The sequence below is a fragment of the Streptomyces sp. NPDC096079 genome (assembly GCF_040303145.1).
Lineage (GTDB): Bacteria > Actinomycetota > Actinomycetes > Streptomycetales > Streptomycetaceae > Streptomyces.
Genome location: NZ_JBEOST010000021.1, coordinates 45,631 through 63,525 on the forward strand (window position 1 = coordinate 45,631; position 17,895 = coordinate 63,525).

At 73.3% G+C, this 17,895-nt stretch carries 20 protein-coding genes and 1 riboswitch; of the genes, 14 read left to right on the plus strand and 6 right to left on the minus strand.

Annotated features, from left to right (window positions below):
- Window positions 1-8 precede the first annotated feature (8 nt).
- Together ABTY59_RS30715 and ABTY59_RS30720 are read right to left on the minus strand one after the other, a co-directional pair.
- Window positions 9-311 (minus strand): urease subunit gamma, encoded by a 303-nt coding sequence (locus ABTY59_RS30715; RefSeq protein WP_352022339.1) that lies wholly within the window; start codon window positions 309-311, stop codon window positions 9-11.
- Between the two features lie 137 nt (window positions 312-448).
- Complete coding sequence (locus tag ABTY59_RS30720) at window positions 449-1,108, minus strand: TetR/AcrR family transcriptional regulator (RefSeq protein ID WP_352022340.1); 660 nt, start codon at window positions 1,106-1,108, stop codon at window positions 449-451.
- 104 nt (window positions 1,109-1,212) lie between these two features.
- Between ABTY59_RS30720 and ABTY59_RS30725 the strand changes: the two genes are divergently transcribed.
- Window positions 1,213-2,217 carry an ABC transporter permease gene (locus tag ABTY59_RS30725; protein WP_352022341.1) on the plus strand — a complete coding sequence of 335 codons (1,005 nt, stop codon included), beginning with the start codon at window positions 1,213-1,215 and terminating at the stop codon, window positions 2,215-2,217.
- A gap of 228 nt (window positions 2,218-2,445) precedes the next feature.
- On the opposite strand, the gene ABTY59_RS30730 is transcribed toward ABTY59_RS30725, so the two are convergent.
- Complete coding sequence (locus ABTY59_RS30730; protein ID WP_352022342.1) at window positions 2,446-2,724, minus strand: type II toxin-antitoxin system Phd/YefM family antitoxin; 279 nt, start codon at window positions 2,722-2,724, stop codon at window positions 2,446-2,448.
- 63 nt (window positions 2,725-2,787) lie between these two features.
- On the opposite strand from ABTY59_RS30730, the gene ABTY59_RS30735 reads away from it, so the two are divergent.
- From ABTY59_RS30735 to ABTY59_RS30745, 3 genes are all read left to right on the plus strand, one after another.
- Window positions 2,788-3,405 carry an ATP-dependent Clp protease proteolytic subunit gene (locus tag ABTY59_RS30735; protein WP_352022343.1) on the plus strand — a complete coding sequence of 206 codons (618 nt, stop codon included), beginning with the start codon at window positions 2,788-2,790 and terminating at the stop codon, window positions 3,403-3,405.
- 7 nt (window positions 3,406-3,412) lie between these two features.
- On the plus strand, window positions 3,413-3,718 hold the full coding sequence (locus ABTY59_RS30740) for a hypothetical protein (protein WP_352022344.1): 306 nt from the start codon (window positions 3,413-3,415) through the stop codon (window positions 3,716-3,718).
- Between the two features lie 400 nt (window positions 3,719-4,118).
- Window positions 4,119-4,240: riboswitch (cyclic di-AMP (ydaO/yuaA leader) on the plus strand.
- Window positions 4,241-4,243: 3 nt separating this feature from the next.
- Entirely contained in the window at window positions 4,244-4,720 is a 477-nt protein-coding gene (locus ABTY59_RS30745; protein ID WP_352022345.1) for a C40 family peptidase, read from the plus strand.
- A 257-nt stretch (window positions 4,721-4,977) separates the two neighbouring features.
- On the opposite strand, the gene ABTY59_RS30750 is transcribed toward ABTY59_RS30745, so the two are convergent.
- Together ABTY59_RS30750 and ABTY59_RS30755 are read right to left on the minus strand one after the other, a co-directional pair.
- The gene (locus ABTY59_RS30750) at window positions 4,978-5,415 is read right to left on the minus strand and encodes an ATP-binding protein (RefSeq protein WP_352022346.1); all 438 of its coding nucleotides are present in this window, start codon (window positions 5,413-5,415) and stop codon (window positions 4,978-4,980) included.
- A gap of 170 nt (window positions 5,416-5,585) precedes the next feature.
- Complete coding sequence (locus ABTY59_RS30755) at window positions 5,586-6,788, minus strand: 8-amino-7-oxononanoate synthase (protein ID WP_352022347.1); 1,203 nt, start codon at window positions 6,786-6,788, stop codon at window positions 5,586-5,588.
- A gap of 143 nt (window positions 6,789-6,931) precedes the next feature.
- Between ABTY59_RS30755 and bioB the strand changes: the two genes are divergently transcribed.
- The 8 genes from bioB (at window position 6,932) to ABTY59_RS30795 (ending at window position 14,353) form a co-directional block, all read left to right on the plus strand.
- On the plus strand, window positions 6,932-8,191 hold the full coding sequence (bioB, locus tag ABTY59_RS30760) for a biotin synthase BioB (RefSeq protein WP_352022348.1): 1,260 nt from the start codon (window positions 6,932-6,934) through the stop codon (window positions 8,189-8,191).
- Window positions 8,184-9,464, plus strand: coding sequence for an adenosylmethionine--8-amino-7-oxononanoate transaminase (locus ABTY59_RS30765; RefSeq protein ID WP_352022349.1), 1,281 nt, complete (start codon window positions 8,184-8,186; stop codon window positions 9,462-9,464). The genes bioB and ABTY59_RS30765 overlap by 8 nt, the downstream gene beginning before the upstream one ends.
- A 54-nt stretch (window positions 9,465-9,518) precedes the next feature.
- On the plus strand, window positions 9,519-10,250 hold the full coding sequence (gene bioD / locus ABTY59_RS30770; protein ID WP_352022350.1) for a dethiobiotin synthase: 732 nt from the start codon (window positions 9,519-9,521) through the stop codon (window positions 10,248-10,250).
- Window positions 10,251-10,336: 86 nt separating this feature from the next.
- On the plus strand, window positions 10,337-10,681 hold the full coding sequence (locus ABTY59_RS30775) for a VOC family protein (protein ID WP_352022351.1): 345 nt from the start codon (window positions 10,337-10,339) through the stop codon (window positions 10,679-10,681).
- 11 nt (window positions 10,682-10,692) lie between these two features.
- Window positions 10,693-11,346 (plus strand): class I SAM-dependent methyltransferase, encoded by a 654-nt coding sequence (locus ABTY59_RS30780; RefSeq protein ID WP_352022352.1) that lies wholly within the window; start codon window positions 10,693-10,695, stop codon window positions 11,344-11,346.
- A gap of 40 nt (window positions 11,347-11,386) precedes the next feature.
- A complete protein-coding gene (locus ABTY59_RS30785) occupies window positions 11,387-11,815 on the plus strand; it encodes a GNAT family N-acetyltransferase (protein ID WP_352022353.1) in 429 nt (142 codons plus the stop codon).
- 172 nt (window positions 11,816-11,987) lie between these two features.
- Window positions 11,988-13,337, plus strand: coding sequence for a hemolysin family protein (locus tag ABTY59_RS30790; protein ID WP_352022354.1), 1,350 nt, complete (start codon window positions 11,988-11,990; stop codon window positions 13,335-13,337).
- The gene (locus tag ABTY59_RS30795; protein WP_352022355.1) at window positions 13,334-14,353 is read left to right on the plus strand and encodes a hemolysin family protein; all 1,020 of its coding nucleotides are present in this window, start codon (window positions 13,334-13,336) and stop codon (window positions 14,351-14,353) included. The genes ABTY59_RS30790 and ABTY59_RS30795 overlap by 4 nt, the downstream gene beginning before the upstream one ends.
- A gap of 53 nt (window positions 14,354-14,406) precedes the next feature.
- Here ABTY59_RS30795 and ABTY59_RS30800 read toward each other — a convergent pair whose 3' ends face one another.
- A complete protein-coding gene (locus ABTY59_RS30800) occupies window positions 14,407-15,495 on the minus strand; it encodes a maleylpyruvate isomerase N-terminal domain-containing protein (RefSeq protein ID WP_352022356.1) in 1,089 nt (362 codons plus the stop codon).
- Window positions 15,496-15,558: 63 nt separating this feature from the next.
- On the opposite strand from ABTY59_RS30800, the gene ABTY59_RS30805 reads away from it, so the two are divergent.
- The gene (locus ABTY59_RS30805) at window positions 15,559-16,341 is read left to right on the plus strand and encodes an SGNH/GDSL hydrolase family protein (protein WP_352022357.1); all 783 of its coding nucleotides are present in this window, start codon (window positions 15,559-15,561) and stop codon (window positions 16,339-16,341) included.
- A 111-nt stretch (window positions 16,342-16,452) separates the two neighbouring features.
- Window positions 16,453-17,895, plus strand: a complete 1,443-nt coding sequence (gene purB, locus ABTY59_RS30810) for an adenylosuccinate lyase (protein WP_352022358.1) — start codon at window positions 16,453-16,455, stop codon at window positions 17,893-17,895.

Below are 17,895 nucleotides of genomic sequence, written 5' to 3' on the forward strand. Positions count from 1 at the left end.
CCGCCCGTTCAGACGATGGGGTCGTGGACGGTGACGAGCTTGGTGCCGTCCGGGAAGGTGGCCTCGACCTGGACGTCGTGGATCATCTCCGGAATGCCCTCCATGACCTCGTCACGGGTGAGCACCTTGCGTCCGGAGGCCATCAGCTCCGCGACGGTACGGCCGTCCCGGGCGCCTTCCAGGATGTGGGACGTGAGGAGCGCGACGGCCTCCGGGTGGTTGAGCCGCACACCGCGGGCCCGGCGCTTCTCGGCCACGTCGGCCGCCACATGGATGAGCAGGCGTTCCTGCTCGTGCGGGCTCAGTTGCACTCTTCCACCTCACAGTCGTCGACCGGGACGCGACCCGGACAGCTGCGGACCCTACCGACCGTCAACACTCTGTTGAACTGCGGAGATGCGCCGCAGGGCCAGACATTGCACGTTAGGGCGGAAGTTTTTCCGGCTCGTTAACTCCGGCTTTGCGATTTCATGATCGTCGAATCGGCGGGCCCTCCCTCGGGCAGGGACATCGACATCAGGCCACGCAGACCGTCCTCCAGGACCTCGACCGCCACGTCGCCGAACAGGGCCTGCTGGGCGATGAAGCCCTGGGCGGTGGCGATGAGGGTGCGTGCCACATGGTCGGAAGGGACGTCCGCGCGCAGGAGTCCGCTCTCGCGGTAGGCGGTCACGAGCCGCGTCCAGGCGACCCGCATGCCGTCGTAGCCCTCCGCGAGGGTCCCGGCCAGTCGCTCGTTGCGCAGGGTCTCGGTCCACACCTGGATGATCAGGCGCGCGAAGGCCTGCCGGTCGGCGCCCTCGACCCGCTCCTCCAGGAAGAGCCGGAGGACCGCACCGAGCAGGACGTCGGGGGTGGGCGGCGGCGTGGTGCGGGACGCCTCCTCGAAGGCGCCCCGGATCGCGGTGAAGGCCTCGGTCGCGATGGCGGCGATCAGCTCCTCCTTGCCGCGGAAGTAGCGGTAGACCGCGCCGGCGGACAGCCCGACCTCGGCGAGGACGTCCTGCATCGAGGTGGCGTGGAAGCCGTTGCGGGCGAAGCAGCGCGCGGCGCCGTCGAGGATCTGGCGCCGCCGGGCGTCGAGGTGTTCCTGGGAGACACGTGCCATGACCAGAACCTAAAACGAATGTTCATTCTTGACAACTTCCCCACGACGGGATCACGCTGGGGTCAAGTAAAACGAACGATCCTTCTCTTTGAATCGAGGCCGTCATGCCCGCCGCCACCGCCCCCTCAGCCGCCGCGGGGCGCAGAACCCTCGCGGTGCTCCTCCTGATACCGGTCGTCGCCGCCCTCGCCCTCGCGGTCTTCGCCTGGCCGGCCGCGCGGATCGCGCCCCGCGACCTCCCGATCGGCGTGGCCGGGCCCGCCACCGCCGCCGACGCGGTCGCGGAGAAGCTCGGACGGCACGAGGGGGCCTTCGACATCCACCGGTACCCGGACGGCGACGCCGCCCGGGCCGCGATCGAGGACCGCGACGTATACGGAGCCGTGGTCATCACCCCGGGCGGTACGGAACTCCTGACGGCCTCCGCGGGCAGCCCCGTCGTGGCCGGACTGCTGCGCGAGGCGGTGACCGCGCAGGCCCCGGCGGGCGCGGTCACGGTCACGGACGTGGTCGCCGCACCGGCCGGCGACCCGCGCGGCGCCGTGCTCGGCGCGAGCCTGCTGCCGCTCGCCCTCGCCGGGGCGGCCACCGGCATCGTGACCGTCCTGCTCGGGCTGCGCGGCGCGCGGGCGGCCGGGGTCCTGGTGGGTGCTTCGGCGCTCGCGGGCCTCGTGGGCGCGGCGCTCGCCGACAGCTGGCTCGGCGCGCTGGCCGGCGACTGGTGGGCCGAGGCCGGGGTGCTCGGCCTGACCGTCCTGGCGATCGGTGCGGCCTTCGCGGGCCTCGCCACGCTCCTCGGGAAGCCCGGCTTCGGGCTCGGTGCCGCCCTCACGATCCTGCTCGGCAACGCGTTCTCCGGGATGTCGAGCGCGCCGGAGCTGCTGCCCACCGGGGTGGGCGCGCTCGGCCAGTGGCTGCCGCCGGGCGCCGGGGGCTCCGCCCTCCGGTCGGTGTCGGCCTTCGACGGCGCGGCGGCGGGCGGCCCGCTGCTCGTCCTCGCCCTCTGGGCGGCGGCGGGACTGACCGCGACGGCTCTCGGCGCGCGGCGGCGCCGGGCGGAAGCGGCTCCCGCAGCGGACGGTGCGCCGGTGCCGGTGCCGGTGGGCTGAGATCCCAGCCGGTGGGCTGGGACCGGTGCCGTGAACTGACACCGGCGGCATGGGCTGAGGGCCGGTGCCGTGAACTGAGACCGGTGCCGCGAGCCGAGGCCGGTGCCGTGAGCCGAGGCCGGTGCCATGAGCCGAGGCCCGCACCCGAAGACGGCCGCGTACCCCCGCTGTAGCGGACGGGGGTGCGCGGCCTTCGTGCGCCGTCAGGAACCGGTCAGGACACCGCCGTCAGGAGGTGCCGGGCTCGCGGTGGTGGGCGGCGATGCCGAAGCGGCCCTGTTCGCCGGGAGCGGAGTCGACCGGGCGGAAGGAGGAGAGCGAGGTGACCACCTGCTCGTCGGCCGGCTTCTCGGCCGCCTCCAGTTCCTCCAGGTCAGCGGCGGAGACCAATGCGACGAGCGGCTTCCCGTGGCGGGTGACGACGACGCGCTCACCGCCGTACACCACACGGTTGATGAGGTCGGCGAGCTCAGCCCGCGCTTGCGTCACCGGGATCTCGTAGGTCATGCTCCTCATCTTACGGCCTGTACGTCCTGTACATTTTTTACAGACAGCTGGAGGTGCTCAGCCATGGACGCCCGCTACGTTCTGCCCGAGTTCACGGAGCGGACCAGTTACGGAACCCGGACCCTCGACCCGTACTCGAAGCTGCTCGAAGCCCGCATCGTCTTCCTCGGCACGCCGATCGACGAGACCTCGGCCAACGACGTCATCGCCCAGTTCCTGCACCTCGAGTACGCGGACCCCGGCCGGGACATCGCGCTCTACATCAACTCCCCCGGCGGTTCGATCACCGCCATGACCGCCATCCACGACACGATGCGGACGCTCTCCTGCGACGTGGAGACCACCTGCCTGGGCCAGGCGGAGTCCACCGCCGCCGTCCTGCTCGCCGCCGGGGCTCCGGGCAAGCGGATGATGCTCCCCGGCGCCCGGGCCACGCTCCGTCAGCCGGGCATGGACGAACCCCTCCAGGGGCAGCCGAGCGACCTCGACATCCACGCGCGCGAACTGCTGCGGCTGCGCGCCCTGGTGGCCGGGATGCTCACGGAGTACACCGGGCAGGAGCGGGAGCGGGTGGAGGCCGACATCGACCGGCTCACCGTCCTGGACGCGCCGGCGGCCGTCGCGTACGGCCTGGTGGACCACGTGATCACGAGCCGGCGCGACGCCGCCGCGGCGCGGTGAGCCGGCCGTGGTGCCCGAGCTGCCGCCGCTGCCCGCGCTGACGCGGGCCGAGGGCGAGCTGATCGACGCGTACCTCGAAGTCGTCGACCTCCTCGGAAGGATCAACCCTTCCAGGGGTACGCATACCTATGGGGCACTGCGCGCGGCGCAGGCCCTGGTCGGACGGGCGGAGGCACTGCGCGAGGCCCTGACGCTCATGCATATGCGGGGCGAGAGCGAGGTGCACGCGGACACACTGGCGCGCGCCCTGCGGGTGTTGGACGGCGAGCGCCGCACCGGCCGGGTCACCGTCCCCCACACGCGCGCGAGTTGACATTCCGGCATGTCGTGTCGAGGTCCGTACGGCCGACACGGATCGCAGAACCTCTCGCCCGTTCGGCGTAGTCGACGAGTCGACATGTGCACGGGGTGAGTTGCGCAACAGGTGTACGCATTTGGCGGAATCGGGCATTCCGCCGCTGGTGCGGGGCTCGTCGGCCAAACCTCCGACGATCACGAAAGCAGCCTGTCCACCCGAATGGATCAGTCGTGAGGAGCCTCACATATCGCCGTTTCAGCTCGGTTTTCGCCCATGTCGTGGGTCAAGATCCCTGTCGACGACAAGCCCCCGCCATCCGAGGCGGGGCGGTCCGGGCGGACGCCGAGTCCTGCCGCCGTCCCGGACGTCTGGTCGACAGGAGTGGATCGGCAGGAGTGGAGGACCCGAGCAGTACGGGACGTACGCGCTGTTTCCGCAGCGGGGCCGTCCCTTGGGGTGAAGCCGCAGCCGCGGCCGGGCATCTTCGCCAGCCCGAACCCGACAGGTCATCCTTCGCAGGCGGCTGACGAAGGGTTGCGCATGACTGCGCAGATGCACGTCCCGTCCCTGCTGTCCCGGGCCGGAGCCGTCTCGGCTCTCACCCTCGCCGCCGTCGGCGGCACGATGCTCGCACCAGGTGCGGCGTCCGAGGCCCAGGCAGCCACGACCTACGCGAACAAGGCACTGAGCGTCGCCGCGTCCAAGAAGGGAGCCCCGTACCGGTACGGAAGCGCCGGACCCACCAGGTTCGACTGCTCCGGCCTGACGCTCTACGCGTACAAGAAGGCGGGCAAGTCGCTGCCCCGCACCGCGCAGCAGCAGTACAACAAGACCCGGCACATCTCCGCGGCCGGCAGACAACAGGGGGACCTGGTCTTCTTCCACTCCGGTGGAAGGGTCTACCACGTGGGCATCTACGCCGGTGGCGGCAAGATCTGGCACTCCCCCAAGACGGGATCCTGGGTGAAGCTCGACAAGATCTGGTCGTCGAAGGTCTACTACGGCCGCGTCCGATGACGCCCGCCGGGCACTGACCCGGCCCCGGGGGTGCGGTGGCGCCGCCGCACCCCCGCACCCGGATCCCGGGACCGTCCACCGGGGTCACGGCACCAGGGGGTGTTTCGGAAGTCCTGTGCGGTGCCCGCGGTGTCCGGTGCGTGCCCTCGGCGTGCCGGACGAAGGCCCTCGTAGCGGAGCTACTCGGGTCTTCGGCCGGTGCGGCGAGGGGGCGTGCCGGGCGCCGCGGGTGCTGTGCGGGACTTCCGAAACACCCCCTAGACGTACGAGACGGTCGCCGGAGTCCACGGAAGCGTGATCCAGACAGTCTTGCCGCCCTCCTCGGTCGGAGTGACCGAGAGCCGGCCGCCCGCCTCCGCGGCCAGGGAGCGGATGATGACCATGCCCCGGCCGTTGTCCTGCTGGACCGCCGCCGGGAGGCGTCGGGGCCAGCGCGGGTGGCTGTCGGTGACGCCGATGTGCAACTGCTCCTCGCGCTCCAGACGGACGTCGACCGTGAAGGTCGGCGACTGGCCGAAGGTGTGCAGGACCGCGTTGGTGGCGAGCTCCGAGACCATCAGGCGGATCGCGTCCGCCAGGTCGTCGGCGCCCCCGAGGCCCCACCCGTCGAGGACCTCCGCGACGTACCGCCGGGCCGTGGGGACCGACGCGGGATCGCTCGGCAGCGTGACGGATGCTTCCTGGTGGTCTGCCATGGCGACGCTGTCCCTTTCCCGCCGGGGCTTCGGCCCCGGATCGCGCTTCGCGTCAGAGTCCCACCGATCGTGCCGCCCCGGCAGGCGTTCCACCAAGATATGTCCCCATCTGTCGCCCGAAGCGGTGAACTCTGCGGCCCGTGGCCGCCTTTGGACCTGCCGACGGTCCGTCAGACCGCGGGGGCGGTCCGCAGGATCGTGTCCACCGCGCGCCCGATCTCCGCGTCCGACAGATCGGCCCGGGCGGTGAGGCGCAGCCGCGAGATGCCGTCGGGCACCGACGGGGGCCGGAAGCAGCCCACGGCCAGGCCCTGTTCGCGGCAGTCCGCCGCCCAGCGCAGCGCCGCCTCCGGGGAGGGGGCGTGCACCGAGACGACGGCCGCGTCGGGCCGCGCCGCGGTGAGCCCGGCCTCCGTGAGGAGCCGGTGCAGGGAGGTGGCGACCGTACGGGCCCTCGCGGCGAGGCCCGGCTCGGCCGCGATCAGGCGCAGGCTCGCGAGCGCGCCGCCCGCGGCGGCGGGGGCGAGACCGGTGTCGAAGATGAAGGTGCGGGCCGCGTTCACCAGGTGCTCGATCACCCGGGCCGGGCCGAGGACGGCACCGCCCTGGCTGCCGAGGGACTTGGAGAGGGTGAGGGTCGCGACGACGTCCTCGTCTCCCGCGAGGCCGGCCTCGTGCAGGGCGCCCCGGCCGCCGTCGCCGAGGACGCCGAAGCCGTGGGCGTCGTCGACGACGAGCCCGGCGCCGTGCGCGCGGCAGGCCTCGGCGAGCGCGCGGAGCGGCGCCTTGTCGCCGTCGACGGAGAAGACGGAGTCGCTGACGACCAGCGCCCGGCGCCCCGGGTGCGCGTCCAGGGTCTTGGCGACGGCCTCGGGGTCGGTGTGCGGGACGACCGCGGTCTCGGCGCGCGCGAGGCGGCAGCCGTCCACGATCGAGGCGTGGTTGGAGGCGTCGGAGACGATCAGCGCGTCCCGGCCGCCGAGCGCGGTGAGGGCGGCGAGGTTGGCCGTGTAGCCGGAGGAGAAGACGAGGGCCGCCTCGAAGCCGCAGAAGTCGGCGAGTTCGCGCTCCAGGCGGGTGTGCAGCCGGGTGGTGCCGGTGACGAGCCGCGAGCCGGTGGAGCCGGCACCCCAGCGCCTGGCCGCCTCGGCCGCCGCCTCGGTGACCTCGGAGCGGCGGGTGAGGCCGAGGTAGTCGTTGCCCGCCAGGTCCAGGAGGTCCGACTCGGCCGCCCTGGGCCGCAGTGTCCGGACGAGACCGGCCTCGGCCCGGCGGCGTGCCTCGGCGTCGGTCCAGTCGAAGGCGGTACGGCGCGGGCCCCCGGCCCGCGTGTCGTCGGCGCCCGCGGCGCGTGCGTCCTCGTCCCGTGGCATGCGGCGATCCTTTTGTAGGCAGCGCACAGACCCTAACCGCAGGATGCCGAGGTCGGGATGTGGTCATCCACACACCTCGATCGGGGGCGTTTGTTCGGATCCTCCTTGGCCCGGGGGCGGGCGGTAGGCAAGGATCTCCGTTTATGGACCTGCTGAACACGCTGGTGGAGAAGGGGCTGCGGCGCGAGCTGCCGACCCGTGAAGAAGCGCTCGCCGTCCTGGCGACCTCCGACGACGAACTGCTCGATGTGGTGGCGGCGGCCGGGAAGGTCCGCCGTCAGTGGTTCGGGCGCCGGGTGAAGCTCAACTACCTGGTCAACCTGAAGTCCGGCCTCTGCCCCGAGGACTGCTCGTACTGCTCGCAGCGGCTCGGTTCGAAGGCCGAGATCCTCAAGTACACCTGGCTGAAGCCGGACGAGGCCTCCCAGGCCGCGGCGGCGGGTGTCGCGGGCGGCGCCAAGCGGGTCTGCCTGGTGGCCAGCGGCCGCGGGCCGACGGACCGGGACGTGGAGCGCGTCGGCAAGACGATCGAGGCGATCAAGGAGCAGAACGAGGGCGTCGAGGTGTGCGCCTGCCTCGGTCTGCTCTCGGACGGTCAGGCGGAGCGGCTGCGGGAGGCCGGCGCCGACGCGTACAACCACAACCTGAACACCTCCGAGGCGACGTACGCGGGGATCACCAAGACCCACACGTACGCGGACCGCGTGGACACCGTGCAGAAGGCGCACGCCGCCGGTCTCTCGGCCTGCTCGGGTCTGATCGCGGGCATGGGCGAGACCGACGAGGACCTGGTCGACGTCGTCTACGCGCTGCGCGAGCTCGACTCCGACTCGGTGCCGGTCAACTTCCTGATCCCCTTCGAGGGCACCCCGCTCGCCAAGGAGTGGAACCTCACCCCGCAGCGCTGCCTGCGGATCCTCGCGATGGTCCGGTTCGTCTGCCCCGACGTCGAGGTGCGGATCGCCGGCGGCCGCGAGGTGCACCTGCGGTCGATGCAGCCCCTGGCGCTGAACATCGCGAACTCGATCTTCCTCGGCGACTACCTGACCAGCGAGGGCCAGGCCGGCCAGGCCGACCTGGACATGATCGCGGACGCGGGCTTCGAGGTGGAGGGCGCGGGCACGACCACGCTGCCGAAGCACCGCGCGGACGCGCTCGCGGCGGCGGGCGCGACGGGCGGCTGCGGTTCGGCGGCCCCGGCGGGCTGCGGTACGGAGGCATCGGCCGGTTGCGGTTCGGAGGCTTCGGCGGGCTGCGGTTCGCACGCGGACGAGGCCGGCGGCTGCGGCCCGTGCGGCGGTCACACGGCGCCCGAGCCCGAGGCCGCGCCGAACGGCGCCCGTACCGACCTGGTGGCCGTGCGCCGCCGCGGCGCCGGCACGGACCTGGCACCGAATGCGTAACGACGAGCTCCTCGCCCTGGACCGGGCGCACGTCTGGCATCCGTACGGCCCCATGCCGGGCCGGGCGGAGCCGCTGGTCGTCGAGTCCGCGTCCGGCGTGCGGCTCCGCCTCGCCGAACCCGTCGAGGGACGGACCGAGTTGGTCGACGGGATGTCCTCGTGGTGGTCGGCGGTCCACGGCTACAACCACCCCGTGCTCAACGAGGCGGTGCGCGGCCAGCTGGAGAAGATGAGCCACGTCATGTTCGGCGGGCTCACCCACGAGCCGGCCGTCCGGCTCGCCGCCCGGCTCGTGGAGATCACCCCGGAGCCGCTGCGGCACGTCTTCCTCAGCGACTCCGGCTCGGTCTCCGTCGAGGTGGCGGCGAAGATGTGCCTGCAGTACTGGCGCTCCCTCGGCCGCCCGGAGAAGCAGCGGCTCCTCACCTGGCGCGGCGGCTACCACGGCGACACCTGGCAGCCGATGTCCGTGTGCGACCCGAAGGGCGGGATGCACGAGCTGTGGACGGGGGTGCTCCAGCGGCAGGTGTTCGTGGACGCCCCGCCCGCCGGTCACGAGGAGGCGTACGCGGAGCTGCTGCGGTCACGGATCGCCGAGCACGCGCACGAGCTGGCCGCGGTCGTCGTGGAGCCGGTCGTGCAGGGCGCGGGCGGCATGCGCTTCCACGACCCGGCCTATCTGCGGGTGCTGCGCGAGGCCTGCGACGCGCACGACGTGCTGCTCGTGTTCGACGAGATCGCGACCGGGTTCGGGCGGACGGGCACGCTGTTCGCCGCCGACCAGGCCGGGGTCTCGCCCGATGTGATGTGCGTGGGCAAGGCGCTGACCGGTGGCTACCTGTCGATGGCGGCGACGCTGTGCACGAGCCGGGTCGCCGACGGGATCTCCCGCGGCGAGGTCCCCGTCCTGGCGCACGGGCCGACCTTCATGGGGAACCCGCTGGCGTCGGCGGTCGCCCTCGCCTCGATCGACCTGCTGCTCTCCCAGGACTGGCAGGTCGAGGTCAAGCGGATCGAGAGCGGCCTGCGGGCCGGACTCGCCCCGGTGGCGGACCTGCCGGGCGTGCGCGAGGTGCGGGTGCTCGGCGCGATCGGCGTCGTCCAGCTCGACCACGAGGTCGACATGGCCGCGGCGACGCGCGCGGCGGTACGGGAGGGCGTGTGGGTGCGCCCGTTCCGCGACCTGATCTACACGATGCCGCCGTACGTGACGGGCGACGAGGACCTGGCCCGGATCTGCCGGGCGGTGGGCGCGGCGGCGGCCGCGGGCTGACCGATGGCCGCGCCCGCCCCCGTCTGCCTCACACCGAGAAGGAAGGACTGCCCCATGGACATCATCGTCATCAGCGGCACCGGCACGGAGATCGGCAAGACGGTCGTCACCTCCGCCGTCGCCGCCGTCGCCACCGCCGCCGGGCGCTCCGTCGCCGTCCTGAAGCCCGCTCAGACGGGCGTCGGGCCGGACGAGCGGGGTGACGCGGACGAGGTCGTACGGCTCTCGGGCGCCGCGGCCTCCGCCGAACTGGGCCGGTTCCCGGAGCCGCTGGCCCCGGGGACGGCCGCACGGCGGGCCGGGCTCGCCCCGGTCGGGCCCCGGGAGGTCGCCGAGGCGGCCCGCAAGCTGGCCGCCGAGCACGACCTGGTGCTCGTGGAGGGGGCGGGCGGGCTGCTCGTCCGCTTCGACGAGGAGGGCGGCACGCTCGCCGACGCCGCCGCGCTGCTCGGGGCGCCGGTCCTGGTGGTGGTCCCGGCCGGTCTCGGAACGCTCAACTCGACCACCCTGACGGCCGAGGCGCTGCGGGCGCGCGGCATCGAGCAGCTCGGCGTGGTCGTCGGCAGCTGGCCCGACGCGCCGGACCTCGCGGACCGCTGCAACCTCGCGGACCTGCCCGAGGCGGCGGGCGCGCCGCTGCTCGGGGCCGTACCGGAGGGCTCGGGGGCGCTCTCCCCGGGGGAGTTCCGGGCGGCGGCGGGCGGCTGGCTGGCGCCGGCGCTGGGCGGGGCGTGGGACGCGGACGCGTTCGCGGCGGCACAGGCGGCACCGGTCGCCGCCGGCTGACGCGGGAGGGGCCCGAGGGACGGTATGCCGGGAGGCCCGCGGGGTGAACCGGGTGCGAGCGGCTCCGCGCTCCGTAGGCTGACCGCATGCGCGCACACGTTCAGGAGATCGTCATCGACTGCGCCGCCCCGGCGCCGCTCGTCCGTTTCTGGGCCCGGCTCCTCGGCGGCGAGCCCGTCGACCGGAGCGCCGACTGGTCGTACGTGGATCCACCGGAGTTCGTACGGATCGCCTTCCAGCGGGTGCCGGAGGGCAAGTCCGCGAAGAACCGGCTCCACCTCGATCTGGAGGTGCCGGACCCGGCGCGGGCGGCCGAGGAGGTGCTGCCGCTCGGGGCGGTCACGGTCGGCGGGCTGGTCACCGACGAGCAGGGCTCCTTCCAGGTCATGCGGGACCCGGAGGGCAACGAGTTCTGCTTCGTGACGGGCTGAGGTGACCGACGATGGCACGCCCCGGCACGTCTCCTCGTGTGCACCACCCCTTGTTCGCCCGCTTCTACGCCCGGTTCAGCGCCGCCGCCGAGACCCGGGGCGGGCTCGGCGCCCTGCGGACGGAGCTGCTCGCCGGGCTCTCCGGCCGGATCGTGGAGATCGGCGCCGGGAACGGCCTGAACTTCGCGCACTACCCGGCCGGGGTCACCGAGGTCCTCGCCGTCGAACCGGAGACCCGGCTGCGCCGGCTCGCCGAGGAGGCCGCGCGGCGGGCCCCGGTGCCGGTGACCGTGGTGCCGAACACGGCCGAGGCACTGCCGGTGCCGGACGGCTCCTTCGACGCGGCGGTCGCCTCGCTGGTGCTGTGCACCGTGCGGGACGTGCCGGTGGTCCTCGGCGAGCTGCGCCGGGTCCTCCGTCCCGGCGGCGAGCTGCGGTTCTTCGAGCACGGGCTGGCCGACACGCCCGGACTCGCGCGGGTGCAGCGGGGCCTCGACCGTACGGTCTGGCCGCTGCTCTTCGGCGGCTGCCACACCTCCCGTGCCCCGCTGGCGGCCATCGGTGCGGCCGGGTTCGAGCTCGTCTCGTTCCGGTCCTTCGACGTCCCGGAGCAGGGTCCGCGGCTGCCGTCCTCCCCCTGTGTCCTCGGCACGGCCCGCCGGTAATCCCTGGCAGCGACGGCGCGTCGCGTGATGGGATCGGGCCATGATCGATGTGAAGATCCGCGCCGCGGTGACCGACGAGGCCGAGGCCGTCCTGGAGTTCTGGCGGGAGTCCGCCGAGGGGACGTCCATCACGGACGACGTGCGGGGGGTGACGCGGCTCCTGGAGCGCGATCCCGAGGCGCTCATCCTGGCCACGCTGCCCGACGGACGGATCGTGGGCTCCGTGATCGCCGGCTGGGACGGCTGGCGCGCCTCGCTCTACCGGCTCGCGGTGCTGCCCTCGCACCGCCGCCAGGGCATCTCGACCGCCCTTCTGCGCGCGGCGGAGGACCGTTTCGCCGCGCTCGGCGGACGCCGGGCGGACGCGATGGTCCTGGTGGCGAACGAGACGGCGCACGCCGCGTGGGGGGCCGCGGGGTACGAGCGGCAGGAGCAGTGGCGCCGGTGGGTGAAGCCGTTCACCGCGTGACCCGGGGGTGGACCGCACCCCGCTTTGCCGATCCTTTACCATGGTGTCTCCTCCCGACGACCGAAAGGTGTGAGCGTCCGCCCATGGGCGAGCCTCCCAGTAGCACTGGTTCCGACCATCGACATCGAGCGATCCCTTCCCCGCTGACTGATCATGGGACGGAGGTGAACCGATGACCGAAGTGCTTCTGCTCGTGGTGGCGCTCCTGCTCGCGCTCGCGTGCGGCGCGTTCGTCGCGGCCGAGTTCTCGCTGACCACGGTCGAGCGCGGCGAACTCGAAGCCGCCGTCGATCGCGGCGAGCGGGGGGCGGCGAGCGCGCTCAAGGCCGTCCGCTCGCTCACGTTCCAGCTGTCCGGCGCCCAGCTGGGCATCACCGTGACCAACCTGGTCGTCGGCATGCTCTCCGAGCCCTCCATCGCCGCGCTGATCAGCGGCCCCCTGGAGTCGCTCGGACTCTCGTCCTCGGTGGCCTCCTCGGTCGCCCTCGTCCTCGGCACCGCCCTGTCGACCGTCGTCCTGATGGTCGTCGGCGAGCTGGTCCCGAAGAACTGGGCGATCTCCTCCCCGCTGGCCGTGGCGAAGGTGGTGGCCACGCCGCAGCGGGTGTTCACGGCCGCCTTCAAGCCGCTGATCAGCCATCTCAACAACACCGCGAACCGGATCCTGCGCCGCCTCGGCATGGAGCCGACCGAGGAGCTGGCCTCCGCCCGCTCCCCGCAGGAGCTGGTGGCGCTGGCCCGGCACTCCGCGAAGGAGGGCGCCCTGGAGGCGGACACGGCCGAGCTGTTCGTCCGCACCCTCAACCTGGCGGAGCTCACCGCGGAGAACGTGATGACGCCCCGCGTGCAGGTGACCGCCCTGGAGGTGCAGGCCACCGCCGAGGACGTCGCCAACGCGACCCGGGCGACCGGACTGTCCCGCTTCCCCGTCTACCGGGGCAGCCTCGACGCGGTCGTCGGCATCGCCCACATCAAGGACGTCCTCGCCATACCCGCCGAAGAGCGGCCCCGTCGCCGGATCGGCGAGATGCTGCGCGAGCCGCTGCTCGTCCCCGAGACGCTCACCGTGGACCGGCTGCTCGACCGGCTGTCGGGCAAGCAGACGATGGCCGTCGTCATCGACGAGTACGGCGGCACGGCCGGGGTCGTCACCCTGGAGGACATCGTCGAGGAGGTCGTCGGCGAGGTGCGCGACGAGCACGACCCCCACGAGACGCCGGACCTGGCGCGGGCGGGTGAGGACGCGGACGGGCGCGAGCTGTGGTCCGCCGACGGCGCCGCGCGTACGGACCAGCTCGCCGCGATCGGCCTGCGGGTGCCGGACGGCCCGTACGAGACGCTCGCGGGCGTCCTCGCGACGGAGCTCGGCCGCATCCCCGCCCCGGGCGACAGCGTGGAACTGGCCGGCTGGCGGCTCGACGTCGTCGACGCCACGGGCCGGCGCGCCGCCCGCGTGCTCCTGCACGCCCCCGCGCGCCCCGCGCCGCATGACACGGACGAGTCCGGGGAGGCCGGCCGATGATCGCGATCCAGCTGCTGATCGGCCTGCTCACCCTGGTCGTCAACGCCTTCTTCGTCGGTGCCGAGTTCGCCCTGATCTCGGTCCGCCGCAGCCAGATCGAACCCCTGGCCGAGTCCGGGAACCGGCGGGCGCGCAGCGTCATCTGGGGCCTGGAGCACGTCTCCGCGATGCTCGCGGCGGCGCAGCTCGGCATCACGCTCTGCACCCTGGTCCTCGGCATCGTCGCCGAGCCGGCCATCGCGCACCTGCTCGAACCGGTCTTCGACGCGGTCGGCGTCCCGCACGGCCTGGTGCACCCGATCTCGTTCGTGATCGCGCTGTCGGTCGCGACGTACCTCCACATGCTGCTCGGCGAGATGGTGCCGAAGAACATCGCACTGGCCGAGCCGACGCGCTCCGCGCTGCTCCTCGGGCCGCCCCTGGTCACGCTCGCGCGGGCGCTGCGGCCGGTGATCTTCGCGATCAACGCCTTCGCCAACGCCCTGCTGAGGCTGTTGCGGGTGGAGACCAAGGACGAGGTCTCGGCGACCTTCTCGGACGACGAGCTGGCCCGGATGGTCACCGACGCGGGCGACGCGGGTCTCCTGGACGACCGGGCCGCCGAGCGCCTGCACGACGCCCTGGAGCTGGGCCGACGCCCCGTGCGGGACGTCGTGATGCCGGCGGAGAAGGTGGTGTACGCACAGGTCGGCACCACGCCGGAGGAGCTGGAGGCGCTGTCGGCGCGCACCGGGTTCTCGCGCTTCCCCGTGCTCGACGCGGAGCGCCGGATCCTGGGCTACCTGCACGTCAAGGACGCCCTGGACATCACCCCGCGCGACCTGCCGTTCCCGGTGTCGGCGCTGCGGCCGATCGCCCGGGTGCGGGCCGCGACGCCGCTGGACGACGTCCTCACCGCGATGCGGCGCAGCCGGACCCATCTGGCGGCCGTGCTCGACGAGGACGGCAAGCCGGCCGGCCTGGTGGCGATGGAGGACGTGCTGCGCGAGCTGGTGGGGCGCCCGGCGGCGCCGTGACGCCCTGAGACGCGAAGGGGCCCCGGGAGCGATCCCGGGGCCCCTTCGCCGTGTCAGAGGGCGGTGGCGGCGAGCCAGTCGTCGAGAAGTTCCCGGTCGCCGGTGTGGGTGAAGCGGGCGTCGTCGGCCGGGTACCTGCGGTGCAGCAGGAGGAGCAGCTCCCCGGTGCTCTCGGCGACGACGCCGGCGGTCGGCTCGGGGCCCCCGCTCCCCCGGCTCCAGGTGAAGCCGCCCCCGCCGAGGGCGAGGGTCCGGACGGCGCCGGTGTCGCGGGCGGTGAGGCGGAGGACCGCGCCGTCGCGGTCGAGATGGGCGAGCGGTTCGGCGATCCAGGGGATGTACGGCGCGTCGGTGAGGAAGTGGTCGATCGCGTCGGCGGCCGTGCGGGGGTCGACGGTCCGGGCGGGGCCGCCGAGGGCAAGCTCGGCGTCGGCGAGGTGGACGACCGCCTCGGAGAGCAGCCGTCGGGAGTGGTGGCGGACGTGCGGGTCCGCCCCCGGCGACCAGACCGGAAGGTCCGGGCCGGCGGTGCTCAGGGCCGCGAGCGCGCTCTCGGCACCGGCGGTCAGCCAGTCGGCGTACGCGGCGGGGTCCGACGGCAGGTCGAGCGGGACGTCCTCCGCCCGGACGCGGACGGTGGCCCGGGTGCGTACCAGGTGTCCGGTCCAGCGGTGGACCGCGCCGAGGTGCCGTGTCAGGTCCGCGAGGGTCCAGCCGGGACAGGTGGGCACCGGGGTCGTCGGCTCGGCGTCGCGCACGAGGGCGGCGAAGCGCAGCACGTGCTCGGCCACGGCCTCGCAGGTCGCGACGTGGCCGGCGACGGGAGAACCGGTGCCGACCGGGGCGGCGGTGCCGGAGGCGGCCGGTGCGGCCCCGCGGAGGCCGCCGGGACGGCCCAGCCGCTCGGGGACCCGGGTCAGCGCGTCCCGCCAGGGCCCCGGCGGCTGCCGCAGCGCGGCCTCGTGGAGGAGGGTGTCGAGGGCGCGGCGGTCGGCGGCACCGAGTCTGCCCAGGGTGTGTCCGGTGTTCGCCAGCCACTGCACGGCCGTGTCCGGATCGAGGTCCTCGTCGTCGGAGGTCTCGACCGCCGTCACCAGCTCCGCCAGCGCCTCGGCCAGCGTGCTCAGGAGCGCGTCGCTCATCGGGTTTCCCCTCCCGGGTTCTCCACGGCACCCGCGCATACCGCACGGTATGATCAACCCGCCATGGAGATCAATGCCACGTACAACAGTCTCGTCGCCGTCGGGGACAGCTTCACCGAGGGTATGTCGGACCTGAAGCCCGACGGCTCCTACCGGGGCTGGGCCGACGTCCTCGCCGGGCGTCTCGCCGCCCGCGCCCCCGGCTTCCGCTACGCCAATCTCGCGGTGCGCGGCAAGCTCATCGGCCAGATCGTCGACGAGCAAGTCGACCTGGCCGCAGGGATGAAGGCCGATGTGGTGACCCTCGTCGGCGGCCTCAACGACACCCTGCGCCCCAAGGTCGACATGGTCCGGGTGCGGGACCTGCTGACCGAGGCAGTGGAACGCCTCACACCCGCCTGCGGACAGCTGGTCCTGATGCGCAGCCCGGGCCGCAACGGGCCGGTCATGGAGCGCTTCCGCCCCCGGATGGAGGAGCTGTTCGCCCACCTCGACGCGCTCGCCGCCGAGCACGGCGCCCTGGTCGTCGACCTGTACGGGGCCCCGACACTCGGCGACCCCCGGATGTGGGACGTGGACCGGCTCCATCTGACGGCCGACGGGCACCGGCGGGTCGCCGAGGCGGTGTGGCAGACGCTGGGCCTGGCACCCGAGGAGGACTGGCGGACGCCGCTGCCCCCGGGCGCGCGGCCCGGCTGGGCGAGCCGCCGGATCGCGGACGCCCGCTTCGCCAGGGAGCACCTGGGACCCTGGATCGGACGGCGTCTGACCGGCCGCTCCTCCGGCGACGGCCGTGCGCCCAAGCGCCCCGAGCTGCTGCCGTACGAGCCCACGGCCGGTCCGTAGGGAGCACGGGGACGGGGGGCGGCCCCGCGCGCGCGTGACCTGGGTCTCGTAGCAAGCTCCACACCGGACCGTGGCGCTGGCCTGCAGAAACCACCAGTAAACTCTCTCCACGTGACTGCTGTGACTGCGAAGCCCCGCATCCCCAACGTTCTGGCCGGCCGCTACGCCTCCGCGGAGCTCGCCGTCCTCTGGTCCCCCGAGCAGAAGGTGAAGCTGGAGCGTCAGCTGTGGCTCGCCGTGCTGCGTGCGCAGAAGGACCTCGGGATCGAGGTTCCGGACGCCGCCCTCGCCGACTACGAGCGCGTTCTCGACCAGGTCGACCTCGGCTCCATCGCCGAGCGCGAGAAGGTCACCCGGCACGACGTGAAGGCCCGGATCGAGGAGTTCAACGCCCTCGCCGGCCACGAGCACGTCCACAAGGGCATGACCTCGCGCGACCTCACCGAGAACGTCGAGCAGCTGCAGATCCGGCTCTCCCTCGAGCTGATGCGGGACCGTACGGTCGCCGTCCTCGCCCGGCTCGGCAAGCTCTCCGCCGAGTACGCGGAGCTGGTCATGGCCGGCCGCTCGCACAACGTCGCCGCCCAGGCGACCACCCTCGGCAAGCGCTTCGCGACGGCGGCGGACGAGCTGCTCGTGGCGTACGCCCGCCTGGAGGAGCTGCTCGGCCGCTACCCGCTGCGCGGCATCAAGGGCCCGGTCGGCACCGCCCAGGACATGCTGGACCTGCTCGGCGGCGACGCCGGCAAGCTCGCCGACCTGGAGCAGCGGATCGCCGGTCACCTCGGCTTCGCGCACGCCTTCACCTCGGTCGGCCAGGTCTACCCGCGCTCGCTCGACTACGACGTGGTCACCTCGCTGGTGCAGCTGGCCGCCGCCCCGTCCTCGATCGCCAAGACCATCCGCCTGATGGCGGGCCACGAGTTGGTCACCGAGGGCTTCAAGCCCGGCCAGGTCGGCTCCTCGGCGATGCCGCACAAGATGAACACCCGCTCCTGCGAGCGCGTCAACGGCCTGATGGTCATCCTGCGCGGCTACGCCTCGATGACCGGTGAGCTGGCGGGCGACCAGTGGAACGAGGGCGACGTGTCCTGCTCCGTGGTCCGCCGCGTCGCGCTGCCGGACGCCTTCTTCGCGCTGGACGGCCTCCTGGAGACCTTCCTCACCGTGCTCGACGAGTTCGGCGCCTTCCCGGCCGTCGTCGCCCGTGAGCTCGACCGCTACCTGCCGTTCCTGGCGACCACGAAGGTCCTCATGGGCGCCGTGCGCGCCGGCGTGGGCCGCGAGGTCGCCCACGAGGCCATCAAGGAGAACGCCGTCGCGTCCGCGCTCGCCATGCGCGAGCAGGGCACCGTGCAGAACGAGCTCCTCGACAAGCTGGCCGCCGACGAGCGGATCCCGCTGGACCGCGCGCAGCTCGACGAGCTGATGGCCGACAAGCTGTCCTTCACGGGCGCCGCCGCCGACCAGGTCGCCTCCGTGGTCTCCCGGATCGAGGAGATCCTCAAGCAGCACCCGGAGGCCGCCGCCTACACCCCCGGCGCGATCCTCTGA